The sequence below is a fragment of the Streptomyces sp. NPDC057253 genome, assembly GCF_042669125.1.
GTDB lineage: Bacteria > Actinomycetota > Actinomycetes > Streptomycetales > Streptomycetaceae > Streptomyces.
This window is the reverse complement of the sequence record NZ_JBHUXV010000003.1, coordinates 66352-86856: the sequence shown is the minus strand read 5'-3', so window position 1 is coordinate 86856 and position 20505 is coordinate 66352. Positions and strand designations below refer to the sequence as shown.

Genomic DNA, 20505 nt, shown 5'->3' with positions numbered 1-20505 from the left:
CGCGTCAGCCGAGCAGGACTGGCGTGTCAGCCGAGCAGGTCCAGGACGGTGGTCATGGACCTGTTCTGCAGCAGGTAGTCCTCGGCCTCCTGGAGATGCAGGCGCCAGAGCTCCTCGGCGGCCTCGGCCCGGCGTTGGGCGACCAGTTCGACGAGCGCGCCGTGGGCGCGGAAGCCCCGGCGGTTGGCCCGTACGTTCTCGGGGCTGCCGGCGTCCAGGTCGACGTGGGACCAGTTCGCCTGGTCGATGATGTGCCGGACCATGCCGTTGAGGACGCTCAGCGTCTCGTTGCCCGCCAGTTCGACGACCAGGGCGTGGAACTCCATGTGGGCACGGATGAAGGCGGAGGGGTCGTCCATCAGCGCCTCGGCCTCGGCGACGGCGGCCCGCAGCCGCTCCAGGTCCTCGTCCGTGCGTCCCTCGGCCAGCAGTCCGGCGCACGGCGCCTCGATGACCGTACGGGCGTCGTAGACGTCCTTGAGGGTGGTGCCGCGGTATTCGAGGACGACGCCGGCATACCGGGCGGCGACCGTGCCTTCCGGGATCTGCACCCGTGCCCCGCCCCGGGCGCCCCGGCGCACGCTGATGAGCGACTCCGACTCCAGCACGCGGAACGCCTCGCGCAGCGTGGGCCGGGACACGGCGAACTCCGCCATCAGCGCGGACTCGGCCGGCAGCGCCTCGCCCTCGGCGAGTTCCCCGCGCACGATCTTGCGGCGCAGTTGTGCCGCCACCAGTTCGGCCATCTTGGGCACGCGGACCTTGACGCCGTTCACCCGGCCACCGCCGCCGCCCTGTCGTCCCGTCGTACTCGTCACCGGGCCCACCTCCGTCCGGCCCGGGGGTGCGTGGCACAGCCCGGGCACCGGGTAGACGGCCCACTCTACTAGATAACTGATTAAATTAATTAATCGAGTTCGCGGCAATGAGATGTTCGGCCAGCGCGAGCAGCAGGTCGCGGCCGACCGCCTTCTGTCGCATGTCCCCCATCACCAGGGGGACTTCCGGGTCGAGGTCGAGCGCTTCGCGGATCTCCCGCTCGGTGCGTTCCTGGTGGCCGTGGAAGCAGTTGACGCCGATCACGAAGGGGATGCCGCGGCTCTCGAAGAAGTCGATGGACGCGAAGCTGGTCTCCAGTCTCCGGGTGTCGGCGATCACCACCGCGCCGAGCGCGCCGTGCACGAGGTCGTTCCACATGAACCAGAAGCGCTCCTGGCCGGGCGTACCGAAGAGGTAGACCACCAGCCGGGGGTTGATCATGATGCGGCCGAAGTCCATGGCCACCGTGGTGGTGGCCTTCCGCTCGACGCCCTCGACGTCGTCCACGCCCACGCTCGCGACGGTCAGGTACTCCTCGGTGCGCAGCGGTGCCACCTCGCTCACCGCCCCGACCAGCGTCGTCTTGCCCACGCCGAAGCCGCCGGCCACAAGGATCTTGACCGCCGCGGGTGCCGAGCCGTCGAGGGCCCGGCCCGCGGGGTCAGAGTCTGCGAAGGCCATCCCTCACCGCCCGAAGAAGTGTCATGTCCATTGGTTTCCCTGCTGCTACCGCGATCGGCGGACGGGTGGTCGCCCTGCCCAGTGCGACCAGATCGTCGATCAGGATCTTCGTGACCGCCACGGGCAGGTTCAGGTCCGCCGCGATCTCGGCCACGGCGGCGGGTGTGCGGCACTGCTGGAGGATCGAGCGGTGCTCGGGTTCCAGGCCCCGCATCCCGGCCCGGCCCGGTGGCGGTTCCACGGTCGTCACGAGGGTGATGAGAGTGAGGTCGTCACGCGTGGGTGCCGTCCGGCCGTGGGTGATCGTGTAGGGCCGGACCGACAGCTCTTCAGCATCCCCGTCCTCCAGGCCGTCCATCCAGTGGCTCACTCACGTACACCGCGCTCGTCGACGGTTGCCCCGAAGCGCGTCTCGGTGCTCATGCGCTGGCCCACCTGCTGCATCAGCGTGTGCATGGCCACGGTCATCAACTCGGCGTCCACTTCCTGGGAGGCCACCACGGCCAGATGAGTACCGCGGCCCGCGGCGGAGATGAACAGCCACAGGTCGGTCAGCTCGACGATGACCTGGTGCACCGAACCACCCCCGAACAGCTGGCCCACCCCGCGGGCCAGGCTCTGCTGGCCGGTGGCGATGGCCGCCAGGCGCTCGGCGTCGCCGCGGGCGATGGTGCTGGACTGGCTGACCACCAGCCCGTCGTCGGACAGCACGATGGCGTGGTGCGTGCCGGGAACCTGTTCGACCAAGCCGTCCAGCAACCAGTCGAGGTCCGGATGGGTGGCGGTCGTTCGCATTGTCATGGTCAGTCTTCCGTCGGGGTCCGTCTACGCTGCGGGAGCACGTCGAGGGGTTCGTGGTCGGTCGGGGGAAGGTCACGCCGGACCATCCGGGACTGGCGCTGGAAGGCACCGATCGTCGCGCCGGAGCGGGCGGGCGCGGGCCGCCGGTCCGGTGTCCGCTCATCGGCCGACGGCGCCGCCGGGCCCGCGGCCGGGTCCCGCAGTTCATCGGCGAGACTGGCCAGGCGCACCCGTTTGGGCAGCGGCTGCACACCCGGCGCGACATCCACGCGCAGGGTGCCGCTCCCCCGCGGTGCGCCGGCCGGCTGCGGCCCCGGTCGGGGACGCGGCGGCCGGGTCCACACATCGCTCATGGGGGCCGGGGCTTCGAGCGGAGCGACCCGGCCGGTCACCAGGGTGTCCGCGTCCGGGACCGTCCTGTGCTCCACGCCGGGCGCGTCCGCGACGGCCGGATCGGGGGGCGGCGGCCAGCCTGCGTCGGCTGCTTCGGGGGGTGGCGGCCAAGCGGCGTCGGCTGCCTGGGCTGCACCGGCGGTGGGTCCGGTCCGCCCGGGGGCCTCGACGACGAGTTCGTCGGGTATGAGGACGACGACCCGGGTGCCGCCGAACGAGGAGGGCCGCAGCTCCACCTGGATGTCCAGGGCGCGCGCCAGCCGGGCCACCACATAGAGGCCGAGCCTGACGTCGTCCGCCCGGGACATGACGTCCATGCGGGGCGGCTCGGTCATCAGCCGGTTGGCCGCGTCGTACTGCTCGGGGTCCATGCCCACGCCGCGGTCCTCGATCTCCACCGCGAGACCGCGCCCCACCCGGGCGGCGTACACCTCCACCGGCGTCGGTGGTCTGGAGAAGCCCACCGCGTTCTCCATGAGTTCGGCCAGCACGTGGATCACCAGGCCGACGGCGCGCTCGGCCAGCCACACCCGGTCCTCGACGTCGATCTGGATCCGCCGGTAGTCCTGCACCTCGCTCTGTGCGGAGCGCAGCACATCCAGCAGCAGGACGGGCTTGCGCCAGCGTCGCTGCGGCTGGCCGCCTCCGAGGATCACCAGGTTCTCCTCGTAGCGCCGCAGCCTCGCGGTCAGATGGTCGAGGTCGAACAGGCCCTCAAGGACCTCGGGATCCTCGTGCCGGCGCTCCAGCTCACTGAGCTTCTTCATCTGGAGGCCGATGAGCAGCTGGGTACGCCGGGCGATGCGCTGGAGCAGCTTCTCGAAGCCGCGGAACTGCGAGACCTGAGCCATCGTCGTGTCCAGGGCGCTGTGGCGCGCCAGGTTCAACGCCTGGCCCAGTTGGCCGAGTTCGTCGTCACCGTGCTGGATCGCGGGGAGTTCGGCGTCCAGGTCGACGACGTCTCCGGTACGCAGGCGTTCCACCACGGCCGGCATGCGGGTCTGGAGGTCCAGGGCGGCGACGCGCAGCGCGGAGATCCGGCGGCGCAAGGTCCGGGTGAGCAGCGCGCTGATCAGCACGACCACGAGCACCGCCACCGCGCCCATCACGCTGGTGACGACCAACCGCCGCACCATCGCGTTCAGTTCCTTCTCGGTGGCCGCCGTCAGGGTCACCGAGTAGGCGGTGTTGAGCTGCTGGAGCTGGGCGGCGACCGGCCCGACGCTCTCGCTCCACGTCGTGCCCAGGTCCTTGGAGAACTTGTCCGCGTCGGCCCCCGAGCCGGAGCCGGAAGCGGAGCCGGTGTCGGTACCGGAGCCAGTGTCGGAGCCGGAGCCGGTGCCGGTGCCGGTGCCGGTGCCGGTGCCGGTGCCGGTGCCGGTGCCGGTGTCGGACAGGACGTTCTGCTCAGCCGCCGTCTTGTGCTTCCACGCGCTGCCCGCCATCAACTTCCGGTAGAGCGCGGCCTGGTCGTCCGGGACGAGGGGCACGATCTTGTTGTCGTAGAGGAAGTGCTGGGAGCCGATCCATCCGGCGAGCTGCCCGCGTTCGGTGGCGGAGAGCCGTCCGGTCACCGAGCCGCGGGTGAAGAGCGCGTTCTCCCGCGAGATCATCTCCATGCCCCAGACCGAGTCGATGGCCGGCCGGGCGAGGTAGTCGATGTTGGGCAGACCGACGTGGCTCAGCGTGGTGAACAGGTTCAACTGGCCGGAGATGAGGCTCGTGTAGCGGTCGAAGGTCTGCTGCTGGGAGGCGGTTCGCTGGTCCACCCCCGTGCGGTAGTCGGCCAGTTTCCGCAGGTTCCTGCCCACCTGGACGACGTCGGCGCGGATGTCGTCAGGGGCGCTCCAGCCACTGTCGGGCAGTTCCTGGACGGCCGTGACATCGGCGTCGGTGCGGACGCGCTGCGCGCGCAGCGCCTTCTGGTAGCCCTTGGGGTCGGCCAACTCCGCGCCGCTGAGCCGCCGTTCCTCCTGGAGGTCGAAGAAGGCCGCCATGATCGGACGTGCCGCCGCGTTGGAGGCCGCGTTGCGGTCCTTCTGCGTCTGCCAGTCCGCGTAGAGCTGCGTGGAGCTCGCCAGCCACAGGGCTACGAGGGTGACGCTGGGTACCAGGGCCAGGATGAGCAGGACCGTGCGCAGTGACGGCTGTCGCCGGACTCCGGTGCCTTCGCTGCCCTTTGGGCCTTGTCTCTTCGACGCACGCGCGTGCACTGCCACTGAGGTCCCCAGCGATGATCCAAGTGACAGGCCGCTCCGATGGGCCCGCACGATGACGGCCCGATGCTATCCAGGAATACCGCTATCTAAATACACTTAGCCCACTAAATTTTCACGAGAGTGGGACACCCCGGTTTGATCAGTGCTCCGGCACGAAATACGGCAGCGTGATCTCGTCCGTGAGCGGCCGGAAGTCGACGCGCACGCGCATGCCGATGGCCACGGCCTCCGGATCGCCGGCGTCGACATGGGAGAGCAGGGTGGCGCCGTCGTCGAGGTCGATCACGGCGAGCGCGAAGGGTGTGTCGAAGCCGGGGCCGGGTGCGCGGTGCACCACGGTCACCGAGTACACGGTCCCCCGGCCCGTGCTCGCCACGTAGTGCCAGTCCGAGGCCAGGCACCCGGGGCAGGCGGGCTCGGGCACGAAGAAGCGCAGGTCGCAGTTCGGGCAGTAGGGGACGACCAGGTCGCCGCGGCGGGCCGCGTCCCAGAACGGCTCGGACAGTTCGGTGGGGACGGGTACGGGCCGGCTCATCGCGCTCTCCCCAGCAGGCTCATCTCGTAGTGCTGCGCCCCGGACCCGGCGTTCCCGACGACCGCGAGCTCGGCGCCCTCGACCTGGTGCACGGCGGTACCGCGCAACTGCCGTACCGCTTCGACGACTTTGAGCGTCATCTGCTGGGTCCCGTTCCAGGCGTACGACAGACAGCCCCCGTCGGGATTGACGGGATGCTTGCCACCGACGGCGATGGCACCACTGGCCGCCAGTGGTCCGCCCTCGCCCTCACCGCACAGGCCAAGTGCCTCCAACTGCCGGATGATCTCGAAGGAGTTGGGGTCGTACAGGGAGAAGACATCCACGTCCTGCGGGCCGACGCCGGCCATCGCGTAGGCGCGGGTGGCCGCGTCCCGGCCGAGTTGGCCGACCTCCCGGTACAGCGCAGGGTTGGCGTACGCGGCCTGGTGGTACTCCATGCCGCCGCCGAGCACCGCAACGGGCACCTGCGGCAGGTCGCGGGCCCGTTCGGCGGTGGTGACCACGATCGCGGCGCCGCCCTCGCCGACGATGCAGCAGTCCAGCAGGTGGAAGGGCGTGGCCACCATCCGGGAGGCGAGGACGTCGTCGGCGGTGTACGGGCCGCGGCCGTACATCATTGCCTCCGGGTTGGTGGTGCCGTTGTTGCGGATGGTGGCGGCGACCTCGGCGAGCTGGCGGGAGGTCGTGCCGTACTCGTGCATGTGCCGGGCCGCCACCAGCGCGAACTGGGCGACGACATAGCTGCCCCACACGTCGGCGAACTCCAGCGGCACCCCGGCTCCGACCGGCCCGGATCCGCGCGAGACCAGCTTGCAGCCGCCGACGACGACGGTGTCCGCGTATCCGGCGCTGATGGCGGCGGCCGCCTTCAACAGGCCCCGTGAGCCCGCGTTGTCGAGCATGGAGTCGCTGGTCCAGCGCAGGTCCCGGCCCAGCATCCGCGCCCAGGAGCTGCCCTCGCCGGGTACGCCGCCGGGGCCGGGCCAGTCGACCTGGGCGCCGTCGATGTCGGCCGGGGTCAGTCCGGCGTCCGCGATCGCGCCGCGCACCGCTTCGAGGGCGAGGTCCACGGCGTCGCGGTCGGGCAGTGTCAGCGCCTGTTCGGTGGCGTGCACGCCGACGACCACGGGTTGGCGGCCGTTCACGCGGTCACCGTCCCGCGCCGAGCGTGTCGCCGCCGGGGTAGCCGCCCCCGCCGAAGCGCTCGTCGAGCACCTCGTAGTCCTTGGCGTAGTCCTTGGTGCGCGGCAGGGCGTCGACGAACTCGACCGTCTTCGGCTTCTTGTACGAGGCGATGCGCGCCCGGCAGTGCTCGATGACGTCCGCCGCGGTGAGCGGCTCGGCGCCCGGCTGGAGGACCACGACGGCCTTGACGTCCTGCGCCCAGCGCTCGTTGGGCACGCCGATCACGGCCGCCTCCTTGACCGAGGGGTGGGACTCGATGCAGTTCTCCACCTCGGCCGGGAAGATGTTCTCCGCGGCCGACTTGAGCATGCGGGTCGTCGTCCCGAGGAAGCTGATCGTGCCGTCGGGCTCGCGTCGGCCGAGGTCGGTGGTGTGCCACCAGCCGAAGCGGAAGCGTTCCTCGTTGATCTCGGGCCGGTTCCAGTACCCGAGGTGCACGAGGTCGCCGCGGACACAGATCTCACCGGCCTCGCCGACCGCGCACTCCTGGCCGGAGCCGTTCAGGATACGTACGGCGGTGAAGGGGCCGGGGCGTCCCGCGTTGCCGGCGCCCGCGTCGCCGTAGGCGCCGGTCACGGCGAAGCCGGTCACCTCGGTCTGCCCGTAACCGCGGCCCATGCCACCGCCGTTGCGGGTGAAGCGGCTCTGGTCGGTGGGGACGGTGCCCTCCCAGAGCTGGGCTGCCACGCTCGCGCGCAGGTGGGAGAGGTCGTGGCCGGCCTCGCGGTTGAGGGCGACGAGCTGCGCGATGGTCGGGGGCATCAGGTAGGCGTGGGTGCACTTCTCCGCCGCGAGCAGTGGGAGCAGTTCCTCGGCGACCACGCGGCGCACGACCACGTTCTTGCCGCCGTGGACGAAGGCCGGGACGCCCCAGAACTGGTAGTTGCCGATGTGGAACATGGGACCGGCGCCGAGGAAGGACGTCTCCGTGCCGATGTCCCCCATCCAGGCGGCGCTCGCGCCCATGGCGAGCAGGTTGCGGTGGGACAGCATCGAGCCGGACTGCCGGCCGGAGATCGCCGCGGTGTAGATGACCAGGAGCGCGGAGTCGGGGTCGACGTCGGCGACGGGGTCCTCCGGCGCCCCGGAGGCAAGGAAGGACTCGTAGGAGTCGGCGCCCTCGGTGTCGTGGCGCAGCCACAACGCCCGGTGGTCGCTGCCGAGTTCGGCCCGTGCCTTGGCGACCGTGTCACCGATCTCCTCGTCCTGCCAGACGACGACCTTGGGGTCGAAGTCCTCGACGGCGAAGGCCATCTCGGGGGCGGCCCAGCGCCAGTAGCCGGGGCAGACCATGGCGCCGATCTTCGCGGCGGCGGCGAGCAGTTCCCAGATCCGGAAGGAGTTCTGGGCCAGCCACAGGATGCGGTCGCCGGAGCCGACACCCGCGTCCGTGAGGGCGCCTGCGAGCCGGTTGGTGCGCTCGTCCAACTGGGGCCAGGTCAGCCGGACATCGCCGTCGACGAGGGCGACTCCGTCGGGGAAGGACCGTCGGTGCTCACGGATGATGTCGCCGAACGTCAGGCGGCGGATGGGACTCACGTGGTTGCTCCCCATGGTTGGTCAGACGCGGCCGATGCCGACGCCCTTCACGTTGATGAACTCGTCCAGACCGGCCTTGCCGCCTTCCCGCCCGAACCCGCTGATGCCGACGCCACCGAACGGCGTGGCGGGCGAAGTGATGGGATTCGGCCCGGGGTTGACGTAGACCGTCCCGGCCCTCAGGCGCGGCACCAGGCGGTTGACGCGTGCGATGTCACGGGACTGGATGTAGGCGGACAGGCCGTACTCGCTGTCGTTGGCCAGGGCGACGGCCTGGTCCTCGGTGTCGAACGGGGTGATCGCCAGGACCGGTCCGAAGACCTCCTGCTGGGCAAGGTCGCTCCGGTTGTCGACGTCCGCGAAGACGGTCGGCGAGACGAAATAGCCGTCGGAGTCGATGCGTTCGCCGCCGTACACCAGCCGGCCGGCCCCGTCATCGATCGCCTTGTCGACCATGCCCTGGACGCGGTCGCGGGCGGCTTCGTTGATGAGGGGTCCGATGTACGTCGTGGGGTCGAGCGGGTCGCCTACCGGCAGGTGGGCGATCACCCCGGTGACCCGCGCGATGACCTCGTCGTAGACCGAGCGCTCCACCAGCAGGCGGGTGGGCAGGGCGCAGCCCTGGCCCGTGTTGCTCATGGCGAAGGCCGCGCAGTACGGGACGACGGAGTCGAGATCGGTGTCGGCGAACAGGAGGTTGGCGGACTTGCCGCCCAGCTCGAACACGACCGGCTTGAGGCTCAGCACCGCGTCCGCCATGATGCGGCGCGCGGTGGCGGGGCCGCCGGTGAAGGAGATCTTGTCGACGCCGGGGTGGGTCACCAGGGCCGATCCCGCGTCGCCGAGCCCGGTGACGACGTTGACGACGCCCTCGGGGATGCCGGCCTCGCGGGCCAGGTCGGCGAAGAGCAGCGCGGAGAACGGCGTGGACTCGGCCGGCTTGATGACCACCGTGTTGCCCGCGGCGAGCGACGGCGGGACCTTCATGGCCAGGGACAGCGCGGGGGAGTTCCAGGTGATGATGTGGCCGATGACGCCGTACGGCTCGGCGATGGTGTACTCGACGTTCTCGTGCGGGCTGTAGGCCGCGCCGACCATGCCCTCGATCTTGTCGGCCCAGCCCGCGTAGTACTCGGTCCACTCGGCGACGTGCGGTCCGACGTTCTCCGCCCAGCCGCCGATGCACACGCCGTTCTCCAGCGGGCAGATCGCCGCGAAGTCGGGGATGTGGTCGCGCAGCAGCCCGGCGAAGCGGGTGAGCAGCCGGCGGCGCTCCGCGGGGCGCATGGTGCCCCACACCTCGAAGGCCTGGCGGGCGGCCGCGACCGCCTGGTCCACCTCGGTGGGCCCGGCCAGCGGGACGTGGGCCTGGATGAGGCCGGTGGCCGGGTTGCGGTGCTCGTAGAGGCCACCGCTGGTGTCGGTGACGTCCTTGCCGCCGATGACCAGACGCGGCCGCGGCAGGTCGCGCTCCGCCCTCTCCTGGTGCAGCTCCACATCTACCGTGACCACGGGTACCTCCTAGAGACCGCGCAGCACTGCGCACATCCAGGCTAAATAGCTAACCTATTAAGCCAAGCTAGTCAATGAGTTCAGGGGCTCAGGACCGAGGCCCCCAGCCGGCCTACAGACCCAGCGACCGCCCGATGATCTCCAGCATGATCTCCGAGGTCCCGCCGAAGACCCGCTGCACCCGGGCATCGCGCCAGATGCGCGCGATCTCGTACTCGTTGACGTATCCGTAGCCGCCGAAGAGCTGCATGCAGCGGTCGATGACCTCCCAGCCGGTCTCGGAGGTCCAGTACTTGGCGGCGGCGGCCTCGTCGGCGGTCAGTTCCCCCTGGATCAGGGCCATGATGCAGCCGTCCAGGTACACGCGGGCGGCGTTCAGCTTGGCCCTGGTGCCGGCGAGCGCGAACCGGTTGGCCTGGAACTCCCCGATGGGCTGCCCGAAGGCGGTGCGGGTCTTGGCGTAGTCCAGCGCCACCACGTAGGCCCGCTCGGCGGCCGCCAGGGAGGAGACGGCGATGGCGAGCCGTTCCGTGGGGAGGTTTCCCATCATGTGGTAGAAACCGCGGCCCTCCTCTCCGATCAGGTTCTCGGCGGGGACGCGGACCTCGTGGAAGAAGAGTTCGGCGGTGTCCTGGGCCTTCATGCCGACCTTGTCGAGCTTGCGTCCGCGCTCGAAGCCCTCGGTGCCGCGCTCGACGACGATCAGGCTGATGCCCTTGTGGCCGGCCTCCGGATCGGTCTTGCAGGCGACGATCACCAGGTCCGCCAGGATGCCGTTGGTGATGAAGGTCTTGGAGCCGTCGATCACCCACTCGTCGCCGTCCCGGCGGGCGGTGGTGCGGATGGCCTTGAGGTCGGACCCGGCGGAGGGCTCCGACAGCGCGAGCGCGCAGATGGTCTCGCCGCTGATCACCCCGGGGAGCCAACGGGCCTTCTGCTCAGGTGTGGTGAGGTTCATCAGATAGGGCGGCAGGACGTCGTTCTGCAACCCGAGCCCGATGCCGACCGAGCTGGTGGCCGCCATCTCCTCGGCCATGATCGCGTTGTAGCGGAAGTCCCGGATGCCCTGGCCGCCGTACTCCTCGGGGAACTGCCAGCCGATGAGTCCGGCCTTGCCCGCAGCCGCCCACGCGGCCCGGCTCACCTGACCGTCGCGCTCCCACTGCTCGGCGTACGGGGCACATTCGCGCAGGTAGAAGGTGCGGGCGGTCTCGCGGAACAGCTCATGTTCCTCGGTGAAGATCGTTCGGCGCACACTCGGCTCCACTCATGCATCTCGCTTATTTAGCTGAAGTAGTTATACGATAGCGCTGTATCGGGACCTGGGCGAGGGAGGGCGCGTGAGCGTACGGGACAAGGTGGCACTCGTCACCGGAGCGGGACGCGGTATCGGCGAGGCGATCGCCGACCGGCTCGCCGCCCAGGGAGCCGCGGTCGCCGTCTGCGACCTGGATCCGGAGGCCGCCGCCAAGGTCGCGGGCCGGCTCGTCGAGCGGTACGGAGTGCGGGCGACGGGGGTCGGCGCGGACATCTCCGACAGCGCGGCCGTACATGCGGCCGTGGAGCGGGTGGCCATCGAACTCGGTCCGGTGGACGTCCTGGTCAACAACGCGGCCGTCGACGTCATCGGCCGCTTCGTCGACAGCACCGAGGACACCTGGAACCGGATCATCGACGTCAATCTGCGCGGCACGATCACGGTGACCCGGGCCGTGTTGGACGCGATGATCGAGAGCGGGGGCGGCCGGATCGTGCACATCGCCTCGGACGCCGGCCGCGTCGGCTCGTCCGGCGAGGTGGTGTACTCCGCGACGAAGGGCGGGGTCATCGCCTTCGGCAAGGCGCTGGCCCGCGAGGTCGCCCGGCACGGCATCACCGTCAACAGCGTCTGCCCGGGTCCGACCGACACCGCGCTGCTCGGACAGGTCGCCGACTACAGCCAGAAGATGTACGACGCGACGGTGCGGGCCATCCCGCTGCGCCGCGTCGCCCGGCCCGACGAGATCGCCGGTGTGGTGGCCTTCCTCGCGTCCGACGACGCCGCCTACATGACCGGGCAGACGCTCTCGGTCAGCGGCGGACTGACGATGGTCTGAGGTGAGCGACGTGCTGCGTACTGAGGTGAGCACCGTGCTGCGTACCGAACTCCGCGACAGAATCGCCGTGTTGACGCTCGACAGGCCGGGACAGCTCAACGCCCTCGGGTCCGAGACCGCCGACCAGCTGAAGCAGGCCCTCGCCGACCTTCGCGACAACGACGACGTGCGCGCTCTGGTCATCACCGGTGCGGGACGGGCCTTCTCGGCCGGTGCCGACCTCGGAGAGATCGAGTCGTTCACGGCACCCGGGCAGTTCCGTGCCTTCGTGGGGCGCCTGACCGAGGCGTTCGCGCTCCTGGAGGACTTCCCCAAGCCGTCGGTCGCGGCCGTGCACGGATTCGCCTTCGGCGGCGGCCTGGAACTGGCTCTCGCCTGCGACCTGCGGGTGGCCGAGCGCGGCACCCGGCTCGGCCTGCCCGAGATGAAGCTGGGCGTGCTGCCGGGCGCGGGCGGCACCCAGCGGCTGCCCCGCCTCCTGCCGCCCGCGATCGCCAAGCAGATGATCCTCACCGGCGAGCCGATCGACGCGGAGCGTGCTCACACGCTCGGGCTCGTCAACGAACTCGCCGAACCCGGCGCTGCGCTCAAGACCGCCGAAGCCCTGGCCGCGAAGCTGACCGCCGCAGCCCCGCTCGCCCTCGCGGCGGGCAAACGGCTCATCGACCACGGGCTCGGCATGGACCTGGAGACGGCGATCGCGTACGAGCGCGAAACCGTCACGGTGCTGTTCTCCACCGAGGACCGGGCCGAGGGACTCAAGGCCTTCCGGGAACGCCGACCGGGCGACTTCCGCGGCGTGTAGCAGGCGTACGGCAGGGGTGTAGCAGGCGTACGCCAGGGGCGTGCAGACGTCCCGACTGATCTGGAGGTGGGCCGTGCGGCCACTGGAGGGCTATTCCGTCGTCGAGCTGGGCATGTGGGTGGCGGCACCGGCTGCGGCCACCATGCTCGCCGACTGGGGCGCGGACGTGGTGAAGGTGGAGGCGCCGACCGGCGACCCCAACCGCTACACGCTCAAGCACGTCGGGCAGGACATCGACAGCGCTCCCCCGTTCGAGACCGACAACCGCGGCAAGCGCGGGATCGTCCTCGACCTGCGCTCACAGGAGGGCAAGGACGTACTGGAGCGGCTGCTGGCACGCGCCGACGTGTTCGTCACCAACCTGCGCCCGGGCGCCCTGGAACGGCTCGGCCTCTCCCCCGACGAGCTGCGCGGCCGCCATCCCCGCCTGGTCGTCGGCACGTTGACGGGCTACGGCTGGACGGGCGCCGAGCGCGACCGCGCCGGGTACGACGTCTCCGCCTTCTGGGCCCGGCCCGGCATCGCCGCCATGCTCAACCCGGCCGGGGAGCCACCGCCCGGCATCCGCCCCGGCCTCGGCGACCGTACGGCCGCGGCCAACCTGGTCGCCGGAGTGCTGGCCGCGCTGCTGCGCCGCGAACGCACCGGCGAGGGCGGCGTGGTGGACGTATCCCTGCTGCGGTCCGGCACCTACGCCAACGGCAACGACCTCGCCCTCCAGAACTTCTTCGGCAAACGGGGCCGTACCCGCCACCGCACCGAGCACGAGTCGCCCCTCTACAACTCCTACCGGGCCGCCGACGACCGCTGGTTCTGGCTGGTCGGCCTGGAGGGCAACCGGCACTGGCCCGGCGTCGTCAAGGCACTCGGTCGTGAGGACCTGGAGACGGACGAGCGGTTCGCCACCGGCAAGGCCCGGCGCGGCCACGTACGCGAGCTGATCGCCGTGTTCGACGAGGAGTTCGCCAAGCGGCCCCTTGACGAGTGGGCGGAGCGTTTCGACGCCGAGGGCGTGTGGTGGGCGCCCGTGCAGACCCTGGCGGAGGTGGCGGCCGATCCGCAGGCGGAGGCGGTCGGGGCGTTCGTCGAACAGCCCGGCATGGGCGATGCGCCGCCGCTGCGGACGGTGGCGACTCCGGTCGCCTTCTGGGGCGTCGACGAGAAGCCGCGCGGCGGCGCCCCGACGCTCGGCGAGCACACCGACGAAGTGCTCCGCGAACTCAACTGAACTCATCTATCTGGAGGTACGGCGTGGGCATCCTCGACGACAAGGTCGCCATCGTCACCGGCGGCGGCCGAGGCCTTGGCCGGGCGCACTGTCTGGCGCTCGCCGAGGCCGGCGCGACCGTGGTGGTGAACGACCTCGGCTCGGGCATACACGGCGAGCAGACCGGCGACTCCCCCGCCGACGACGTGGTCGCCGAGATCACCAAGCTGGGCGGCCGGGCGATCGCCAACCACTCCTCGGTGACGGACTGGGCGGCGACCGAGACCATGGTCGCGGACACCGTCGCGGAGTTCGGCCGCCTCGACATCGTCGTGAACAACGCGGGCATCGTGCGCGACCGCATGCTGTTCTCGATGACGGAGGCCGAGTTCGACACCGTCATCGCGGTGCACCTGAAGGGCACCTTCGCGCTCACCCGGCACGCGTGCGCGTACTGGCGCGAGGCGTCCAAGCGGGGCGAGCGGGTCGCGGGCCGGGTGATCAACACGACGTCCGGGACGGGACTGTTCGGCAATCAGGGACAGTCCAACTACGGTGCGGCGAAGGCCGGAATAGCCGGGCTCACCGCCCTCACGGCCCTGGAGATGCGCCGCTACGGCGTGACAGCGAACGCCATCTCGCCGATCGCCGCGACCCGGATGACGGACGGGCTGGCCGTCGGCGAGTCCCTCCAGGCCACCGAGGGCTTCGACCCGCGCGATCCCGCCAACGCCTCCGGGGTCGTCGTCTACCTGGCCTCCGACAGCGCGGCCTGGCTCACCGGCCAGGTCCTGCGCATCGAGGGCAACCGCCTCAACCGGCTCCAGGGCTGGACGGTCGCCGCCGTCCACCCGAGCCGGTCGGGGCAGGCCCTGACCTACGACGAACTCGTCGACGCCGTTCCGCAGTTGTACGGCGCTGTCCCGGCCGGCCGGGCGACGGGCGTCGGCCAGTGAAGGGCCAGGACGCTGCCGCCCTTGTGCTGCGCGCGACCCTCGGTCCGATGCTCTTCGCGCACGGCTGGAACAAGGTCGCCGGACCGGGCGGACTCAAGGGCACCACGGGCTGGTTCGAGGCGCTGGGCCTCCAGCCGGCCGAGGTGCACGCCCGGATGGCGGCGGGCACCGAGATGGCGGCGGGCGTCGGCATCACCCTCGGTGCCGCCAACCCCCTCCCCGCGGCGGCGGCCGTCGGCCTGATGACCGTGGCCGCGCGGACCGACCACCGCGGCAAGGGCTTCTTCGTCTTCAAGGGCGGCTGGGAGTACGTCGGTGTCGTGGGCGGCGCGGCCGTCGCGCTTGCGGCCCTGGGCAACGGCCGGTACTCGCTGGACGGCCTGCTGCGCCGCCAACACGCGGGCACCCGGCACGCGTTGCTGGCAGCGGGGATCGGCACGGCGAGCGCGGCAGCACTGCTGGCACTGTGCTACCGGCCGGAGCGGAAGCCGGACGCGACGGATCAATGAGACCGATCAAGGTGAACAGGGAGAGTCGACATGGACGCGGCTGACTTCAGCGCGGTGCTGTCCGAGGTCCGGCGTTTCGTCCGAGACCGCGTCGTGCCGCTGGAGGCGGAGATCGACGAGAAGGACGAGATGCCCGCGGACATCCGCGAGGCGGCCAAGAAGATGGGCCTGTTCGGCTTCGCGCTGCCCGAGGAGTACGGCGGACTGGGTCTGTCGATGTACGAGGAAGCCCAGCTGATGTTCGAGCTGGGGTACACGACTCCGTCGCTGCGTTCGATGTTCGGCACGAACAACGGCATCGCGGGTCATGTGCTCATGGTCGGCGGCACGGAGGAGCAGAAGGCGCACTGGCTGCCGAGGATCGCCTCGGGGGACGTGCTGGCCTCGTTCGCGCTCACCGAGCCCGAAGCGGGCTCCGATCCCTCGACGCTCACCACGAAGGCACACCTCGACGGCGACGAGTGGGTGATCAACGGGGCCAAGCGGTACATCACCAACGCCCCGCTCGCCGACGTCTTCATGGTCTTCGCCCGCACCGACCCCGACGCCCCGCGCACCCGTGGCATCTCGACCTTCCTGGTCCCGGCCGGTACGCCAGGCCTCACCGTCGCTCCCAAGGACCACAAGATGGGCCAGTTCGGTGCCTGGACCGCGGACGTGTTCTTCGACGACGTCCGGGTACCGGCCTCCGCGCTCGTCGGCGGCGAGGACGGCCTCAACCGGGGCTTCGGCACCGCGATGGGCTGTATCGCGCACGGCCGGGTCCACATCTCCGCGCTGATGGTCGGCATGGCCGAGCGCTTGGTCGACGAGTCCGTGGCGTACGCGAGCACCCGCAGGCAGTCCGGCAAGCTCATCGGCTCCTTCCAGCTCGTCCAGGGCCTGATCGCCGACTCGCAGACCGACTACTACGCGGGCCGAGCCACCGTCCTGGAGGCCGCCCGCGCCTTCGACGCAGGCACGGACACCAAGATCGGCCCGTCGTGCACGAAGTACTTCGCCAGCGAGATGGTGTGGCGGGTCGCGGACCGCGCCGTGCAGGTCCACGGGGGTGCGGGCTATATGCGCGGAGTCGCCGTCGAGCGCTTCTACCGCGACGCCCGGCTGTTCCGCATCTACGAAGGCACCAGCCAGATCCAGCAGGTCATCATCGCGAAGGCGCTGCTGGGTGAGGCGGCGCGCGATTAAGCGGCTGAGCGCACATGGGTGAGGGCCCCGGGTGACCCGGAGCCCTCACGTCTGTCAGATCCCGAGCCGGTCCAGCAACCGCTCGTGATACACCGCCGGCCCCCCGAACAGCAGCTGCGAGGACTTGGCGCGCCGGAAGTACAGGTGGGCGGGGTGTTCCCAGGTGAAGCCGATGCCGCCGTGGACCTGGATGTTCTCCATGGCGGCGACCATGTACGCCCGTGAGCAGCAGGCGTGCGCCACGGCGGCGGCGACCGGGAAGTCCGGGGAGCCCTCGTCGGCCAGCCGCGCCGCCTCACGGGAGGCGGCTTCGGCGAGTTCCACCTGGACGAGCATGTCGGCGCACTTGTGCTTGACCGCCTGGAAGGAGCCGATCGGCCGGCCGAACTGATGACGGACGCGGGCGTAGTCCGCGCTCGTCTCCAGGCACCGGCGTGCCCCGCCCGCCTGTTCGGCGGCCAGCCCGACCGAGGCGATGTCGAGGACCTTGGCCATGATGCGCCCGCCCGCCCCCTGCGCCCCGACGAGCGTCGCGGGCACGGCGTCCAGGGTCAGCCGGGCCAAGGCCCGGGTGGCGTCCAGCGTCTCCATCGGCTGCGCCGAGAGTCCCACGGCGTCCCGCTCCACCGCGAAGAGCGTGGGGCCGGCCACGGTACGGGCGACGACGAGGATCAGGTCGGCCGTCGTCCCGTCGATGACGAAGCACTTGCGGCCCCGTACCGTCCAGCCGCCGCCGTCGCCGTCCGGCACAGCGCGCGCGGAGACCATGGCGGGGTCCCAGGAGCCGTGGTCCTCGACGACGGCGAGGGTGGCCGTGGTGCGTCCTGAGGCGATGTCGGGGAGGAGCCGCACGCAGGCCTCTTCGTCCCCCGAGGCCAGGAGTGCCTGAGCGGCCAGGAGGACGGTGGCGAAGAAGGGAGCGCAGAACAGTGCGCGGCCCATCTCCTCCAGGACGACACCGAGTTCGACCAGTCCGAAGCCGTCGCCGCCGTACCCCTCCGGGATCGCCAGGCCGGGCAGACGCAGTTGATCGGCCGCCTGGGACCACACCGCCGGGTCGAAGCGCGGCTCGCTCTCCATGAGCTTGCGTACGGCCTCCTCCGGCGACTTCGCCTCCAGGAACTCCCGTACGGATGAACGGAGTTCTTGCAGTTCGCTCTCGTCGGCCGTCACGGCCGTACCTCCTTGGCAGCGGCGGCCACCGGCTCCTTGGGCAGGCCGAGGACCCGTTCCGCGAGGATGTTCTTCATGATCTCCTCGGTGCCGCCGAGGATGCGCAACGCCGGGGTGGCCAGGAGGAGTTCGGTCCAGGCGTACGTGCCCCACTGGCCGGTGTCGGCGATGATCCGGGGGCCGAGCACATCGGACACGAAGTGCGCCGCCCGGGTCAGGTTCTGGCCGTACAACAGCTTCGAGACGGACATCTCGGGGCCCGGTGCCACTCCGGCGCGCAGTTTGCGCAGGGCGCGGGTGTTGAGGTGCTCGGTGGCCAGGACGTCCACGAGGAGTTCGCCGAGGCGGGTGCGCAGGGCGCGGTCGTCCCAGGTCCAGGTGGCCCGCATGAGCGCCGAGAGGTGGTCCGGGGACAGGGCGGCGGCCACCGGGCCGACTCCCTCGCTGCCGACGGTCGCGCGCTCGTTCATCAAGGTGGTCAGGGCGACCGTCCAGCCGCCGTCGACCTCGCCCAGGCGGTGGTCGTCGGGGATCCGGACGTCGGTGAGGAACACCTCGTTGAAGTCCGCGCCGCCGGTCATCTGCCGCAGCGGACGGACCTCGACTCCGGGGGCGTCCATAGGGACCAGGAAGGCCGTGATGCCGCGGTGCTTGGGCGCGTCCGGGTTCGTACGGGTCAGCGCGAGGCCGATCTGGCTGTGCTGGGCGACCGACGTCCACACCTTCTGCCCGTTCAGCACCCACTCATCGCCCTCGCGGACGGCCCGGGTCGCCACGCTCGCCAGGTCGGATCCGGCGCCGGGCTCACTGAACAGCTGGCAGGCGATGGCGTCCCCGCGGTACATCGCCGGCAGCCAGCGGTCCTTGATGTGGGGCTGGGCGTGGGCCAGGATCGTCGGCCCGATCATGCCCAGGCCGATCACACTGAGCACGCCGGTGTCGGCGACGTCGTACTCCGACTCGACGGCGTCGTAGAGCAGGTCGTGCACGGGAGTCAGGCCCCGGCCGCCGTACTCCACCGGTCCGGTGATCCAGCCGAAGCCGTTCTCGTGGCGGATCCGCTGCCACGCCCGGGCGCGTTGCACGAACTCCCGCTCCTCCTCGGCCGGGAGGCTGCTGAAGTACGCCATCGAGTCGTCGCCCTCGCCCCAGGCGACGGCGGTGCGGTCGGGGGCCTTCGCCACGTGCGCGTCGAGGAAGCGGCGCGCCTCGGCGGCGAAGTCCTGCATGTCGTCAGATTCCATCGCATGCGCTCCGCGGTTCAGAAAGAGGCTCAGGAACAGGTTCAGGTCGAGAGGATCGTCACCGCCGACGCGCCGGGCGCGCCGTACAGGTGGGTGTAGCCGACGCGCGGTGTCCCGGGGATCTGGCGCGTGCCCGCCGCACCGCGCAGCTGGAGGACGATCTCGTGGATCTGGCGGAGTCCGGACGCGCCGATCGGCTCCCCGTTGCCGAGCAGTCCGCCGTCGGTGTTGACCGGGAGCCGGCCGCCGATCTCGGTGGCGCCCTCGGCGATGAGGCGTTCCTGCTCGCCGTCCTTGCAGAGGCCGTTCTCCGCCATGTGGATGATCTCCGACCCAGCGTCGGTGTCCTGGAGCTGGGCTACGTCGACGTCCTCGGGACCGATGCCCGCGCGTTCGTACGCGTCCCGCGAGGCGTCCACGCTCGGGCTGTCCACGGGCTCCCCGACCGGGAAGGACGGGCTCTGCACCTCGAACGCGCCGAGCCTGCGGCTGCGCAAGGAGGTGGCGCGGACCCGTACCGGCTTCCCCGTGTACTTGTGGGCCTGGTCGGCCCGGCACATCACGACCGCCGCCGCGCCCTCGTTCGGGCCGCAGTACATGAACTGGCGCAGCGGGTAGTTGAGGACCGGGGAGGCGAGGACCTCCTCGGGCGTGAGCGGTGTCCGGCGCCAGGCCTTCTCGTTCCCGGCCGCGTTGCGGAAGTTCTTGGAGGCCACGCGGGCGAGCGTCTCGTGGGAGATGCCGTGCTCGTGCATATAGCGGTTGATCTTCATGCCGAAGAAGTGGGTGGTGAGGAAGAGTCCGGTCTGCCCGTACCAGGAGGGGATGCCGGCCACGGACGGGTCGGCGGCGAACGCGCCCCGCGGGTGCTTGTCCAGGCCGATCGCGATGGTCAGGTCGTGCTCGCCGGTCTCGATCGCGCGGGCGGCCAGCGCCACCGCCGTACCGGCCGTCGCACAGCCGTTGAAGACACCGCGCAGGGGTACGCCGGTCAGGCCGAGCCTGCCGACGATCGCGTCCGGGTTGGCGACCTCGTAGCTGCCGATGTAACCGCCCTGGATCTGCGGCCAGTTCACGCCCGCGTCGGCGAGTGCCAGCCGCACCGCGTCCGCGCCCATGTCCAGCGCGGGCTTGCCGGGGAAGCGGCCGAAGGGGTGCAGGCCCACCCCGATGATGACGGCCTCGGTCATGACGCCTCCTCCTCAGTGGACTTCTCGACCGGCGCGAAGGCGAAGGTGACGACCTCGGTTCCGTCGTCCTGCACGGTGTAGGGCACGAGCGTCAGCCGCATGTCCTGTCCGATCCGCAGTTTCCCGGGGTCGGGTTCGGTCAGTCGCGCCTCGACCAGCAGTTCGCCGGGGAGTTCGATGTAGCCGACGGAGTACGGCTCGAAGGCCTGCGGGCCGTCGTACGGCGGGGACGGCGGGCGGAAGTCCTGGGTGGTGTACGTCCACAGCGTGCCGCGGTCCGCCAGGAGGCGTTCCTTCGACTCGTCGCTCGCGCACCGGACGCAGGTCGCGGCCGCCGGGAAGCTCACCAGGCCGCACGCCCTGCATTCGGAGCCGATCAGCCGGAGGGGCGCGGCGGCGGGCGGCCAGGTGAACAGGCCCTGGGCGACCGGGCGTTGTGTCGTCGTCATC

20 protein-coding genes are annotated in these 20505 nt (G+C 70.8%); 6 read left to right on the top strand and 14 right to left on the bottom strand.

Annotation, left to right across the window (positions count from 1 at the left end; genetic code table 11):
* Positions 1-26: 26 nt before the first annotated feature.
* From ACFULQ_RS02475 to ACFULQ_RS02430, 10 genes are all read right to left on the bottom strand, one after another.
* On the bottom strand, positions 27-818 hold the full coding sequence (locus ACFULQ_RS02475) for a FadR/GntR family transcriptional regulator (RefSeq protein WP_383537020.1): 792 nt from the start codon (positions 816-818) through the stop codon (positions 27-29).
* 85 nt (positions 819-903) lie between these two features.
* Positions 904-1500 carry an ATP/GTP-binding protein gene (locus tag ACFULQ_RS02470; RefSeq protein WP_383537017.1) on the bottom strand — a complete coding sequence of 199 codons (597 nt, stop codon included), beginning with the start codon at positions 1498-1500 and terminating at the stop codon, positions 904-906.
* Positions 1481-1849, bottom strand: coding sequence for a DUF742 domain-containing protein (locus ACFULQ_RS02465; RefSeq protein ID WP_383537332.1), 369 nt, complete (start codon positions 1847-1849; stop codon positions 1481-1483). Before ACFULQ_RS02465 ends, ACFULQ_RS02470 begins: the two co-directional genes overlap by 20 nt.
* A gap of 17 nt (positions 1850-1866) precedes the next feature.
* Positions 1867-2295, bottom strand: coding sequence for a roadblock/LC7 domain-containing protein (locus ACFULQ_RS02460; protein ID WP_383537329.1), 429 nt, complete (start codon positions 2293-2295; stop codon positions 1867-1869).
* 8 nt (positions 2296-2303) lie between these two features.
* Positions 2304-4913, bottom strand: coding sequence for a nitrate- and nitrite sensing domain-containing protein (locus ACFULQ_RS02455; protein WP_383537014.1), 2610 nt, complete (start codon positions 4911-4913; stop codon positions 2304-2306).
* Between the two features lie 139 nt (positions 4914-5052).
* Positions 5053-5448, bottom strand: a complete 396-nt coding sequence (locus ACFULQ_RS02450; RefSeq protein ID WP_383537011.1) for a Zn-ribbon domain-containing OB-fold protein — start codon at positions 5446-5448, stop codon at positions 5053-5055.
* Entirely contained in the window at positions 5445-6596 is a 1152-nt protein-coding gene (locus ACFULQ_RS02445; RefSeq protein WP_383537008.1) for a thiolase family protein, read from the bottom strand. The genes ACFULQ_RS02450 and ACFULQ_RS02445 overlap by 4 nt, the downstream gene beginning before the upstream one ends.
* A 4-nt stretch (positions 6597-6600) precedes the next feature.
* Positions 6601-8175, bottom strand: coding sequence for an AMP-binding protein (locus tag ACFULQ_RS02440; RefSeq protein ID WP_383537005.1), 1575 nt, complete (start codon positions 8173-8175; stop codon positions 6601-6603).
* Between the two features lie 21 nt (positions 8176-8196).
* Complete coding sequence (locus ACFULQ_RS02435; RefSeq protein ID WP_383537003.1) at positions 8197-9687, bottom strand: aldehyde dehydrogenase family protein; 1491 nt, start codon at positions 9685-9687, stop codon at positions 8197-8199.
* Positions 9688-9799: 112 nt separating this feature from the next.
* Entirely contained in the window at positions 9800-10942 is a 1143-nt protein-coding gene (locus ACFULQ_RS02430) for an acyl-CoA dehydrogenase family protein (RefSeq protein ID WP_383537000.1), read from the bottom strand.
* A gap of 85 nt (positions 10943-11027) precedes the next feature.
* Here ACFULQ_RS02430 and ACFULQ_RS02425 point away from each other — a divergent pair, with 85 nt between their 5' ends.
* Genes ACFULQ_RS02425 through ACFULQ_RS02400 form a run of 6 tightly spaced genes read left to right on the top strand, consistent with a single transcriptional unit; the run spans position 11028 to position 16448 of the window.
* Complete coding sequence (locus ACFULQ_RS02425) at positions 11028-11783, top strand: SDR family NAD(P)-dependent oxidoreductase (protein WP_383536997.1); 756 nt, start codon at positions 11028-11030, stop codon at positions 11781-11783.
* A gap of 10 nt (positions 11784-11793) precedes the next feature.
* Positions 11794-12588 carry an enoyl-CoA hydratase/isomerase family protein gene (locus tag ACFULQ_RS02420; RefSeq protein ID WP_383536995.1) on the top strand — a complete coding sequence of 265 codons (795 nt, stop codon included), beginning with the start codon at positions 11794-11796 and terminating at the stop codon, positions 12586-12588.
* A gap of 40 nt (positions 12589-12628) precedes the next feature.
* Positions 12629-13816, top strand: coding sequence for a CaiB/BaiF CoA transferase family protein (locus ACFULQ_RS02415; protein ID WP_383536993.1), 1188 nt, complete (start codon positions 12629-12631; stop codon positions 13814-13816).
* 23 nt (positions 13817-13839) lie between these two features.
* Entirely contained in the window at positions 13840-14751 is a 912-nt protein-coding gene (locus tag ACFULQ_RS02410) for an SDR family NAD(P)-dependent oxidoreductase (RefSeq protein ID WP_383536990.1), read from the top strand.
* Positions 14748-15260, top strand: a complete 513-nt coding sequence (locus ACFULQ_RS02405; protein WP_383536988.1) for a DoxX family protein — start codon at positions 14748-14750, stop codon at positions 15258-15260. Before ACFULQ_RS02410 ends, ACFULQ_RS02405 begins: the two co-directional genes overlap by 4 nt.
* 30 nt (positions 15261-15290) lie before the next feature.
* Entirely contained in the window at positions 15291-16448 is a 1158-nt protein-coding gene (locus ACFULQ_RS02400) for an acyl-CoA dehydrogenase family protein (RefSeq protein WP_383536985.1), read from the top strand.
* Positions 16449-16502: 54 nt separating this feature from the next.
* Here the strand turns inward: ACFULQ_RS02400 and ACFULQ_RS02395 are convergent, their stop codons facing one another.
* From ACFULQ_RS02395 to ACFULQ_RS02380, 4 genes are read right to left on the bottom strand one after another with little or no spacing between them, the layout of a single operon-like run.
* Complete coding sequence (locus ACFULQ_RS02395) at positions 16503-17621, bottom strand: acyl-CoA dehydrogenase family protein (protein WP_383536982.1); 1119 nt, start codon at positions 17619-17621, stop codon at positions 16503-16505.
* Entirely contained in the window at positions 17618-18865 is a 1248-nt protein-coding gene (locus ACFULQ_RS02390) for an acyl-CoA dehydrogenase family protein (protein ID WP_383536981.1), read from the bottom strand. Before ACFULQ_RS02390 ends, ACFULQ_RS02395 begins: the two co-directional genes overlap by 4 nt.
* A 41-nt stretch (positions 18866-18906) precedes the next feature.
* Positions 18907-20055, bottom strand: a complete 1149-nt coding sequence (locus tag ACFULQ_RS02385) for a thiolase family protein (protein ID WP_383536977.1) — start codon at positions 20053-20055, stop codon at positions 18907-18909.
* On the bottom strand, positions 20052-20504 hold the full coding sequence (locus tag ACFULQ_RS02380; RefSeq protein WP_383536975.1) for a Zn-ribbon domain-containing OB-fold protein: 453 nt from the start codon (positions 20502-20504) through the stop codon (positions 20052-20054). The genes ACFULQ_RS02385 and ACFULQ_RS02380 overlap by 4 nt, the downstream gene beginning before the upstream one ends.
* Between the last annotated feature and the right edge of the window lies 1 nt (position 20505).

What these genes read in the sequence shown, in the direction of transcription:
- ACFULQ_RS02390 (WP_383536981.1), bottom strand. Translation starts at nt 18,865, where the DNA reads ATGGAATCTGACGACATGCAGGACTTCGCCGCCGAGGCGCGCCGCTTC.
- ACFULQ_RS02460 (WP_383537329.1), bottom strand. Translation starts at nt 2,295, where the DNA reads ATGCGAACGACCGCCACCCATCCGGACCTCGACTGGTTGCTGGACGGC.
- ACFULQ_RS02385 (WP_383536977.1), bottom strand. Translation starts at nt 20,055, where the DNA reads ATGACCGAGGCCGTCATCATCGGGGTGGGCCTGCACCCCTTCGGCCGC.
- ACFULQ_RS02470 (WP_383537017.1), bottom strand. Translation starts at nt 1,500, where the DNA reads ATGGCCTTCGCAGACTCTGACCCCGCGGGCCGGGCCCTCGACGGCTCG.
- ACFULQ_RS02450 (WP_383537011.1), bottom strand. Translation starts at nt 5,448, where the DNA reads ATGAGCCGGCCCGTACCCGTCCCCACCGAACTGTCCGAGCCGTTCTGG.
- ACFULQ_RS02400 (WP_383536985.1), top strand. Translation starts at nt 15,291, where the DNA reads ATGGACGCGGCTGACTTCAGCGCGGTGCTGTCCGAGGTCCGGCGTTTC.
- ACFULQ_RS02380 (WP_383536975.1), bottom strand. Translation starts at nt 20,504, where the DNA reads ATGACGACGACACAACGCCCGGTCGCCCAGGGCCTGTTCACCTGGCCG.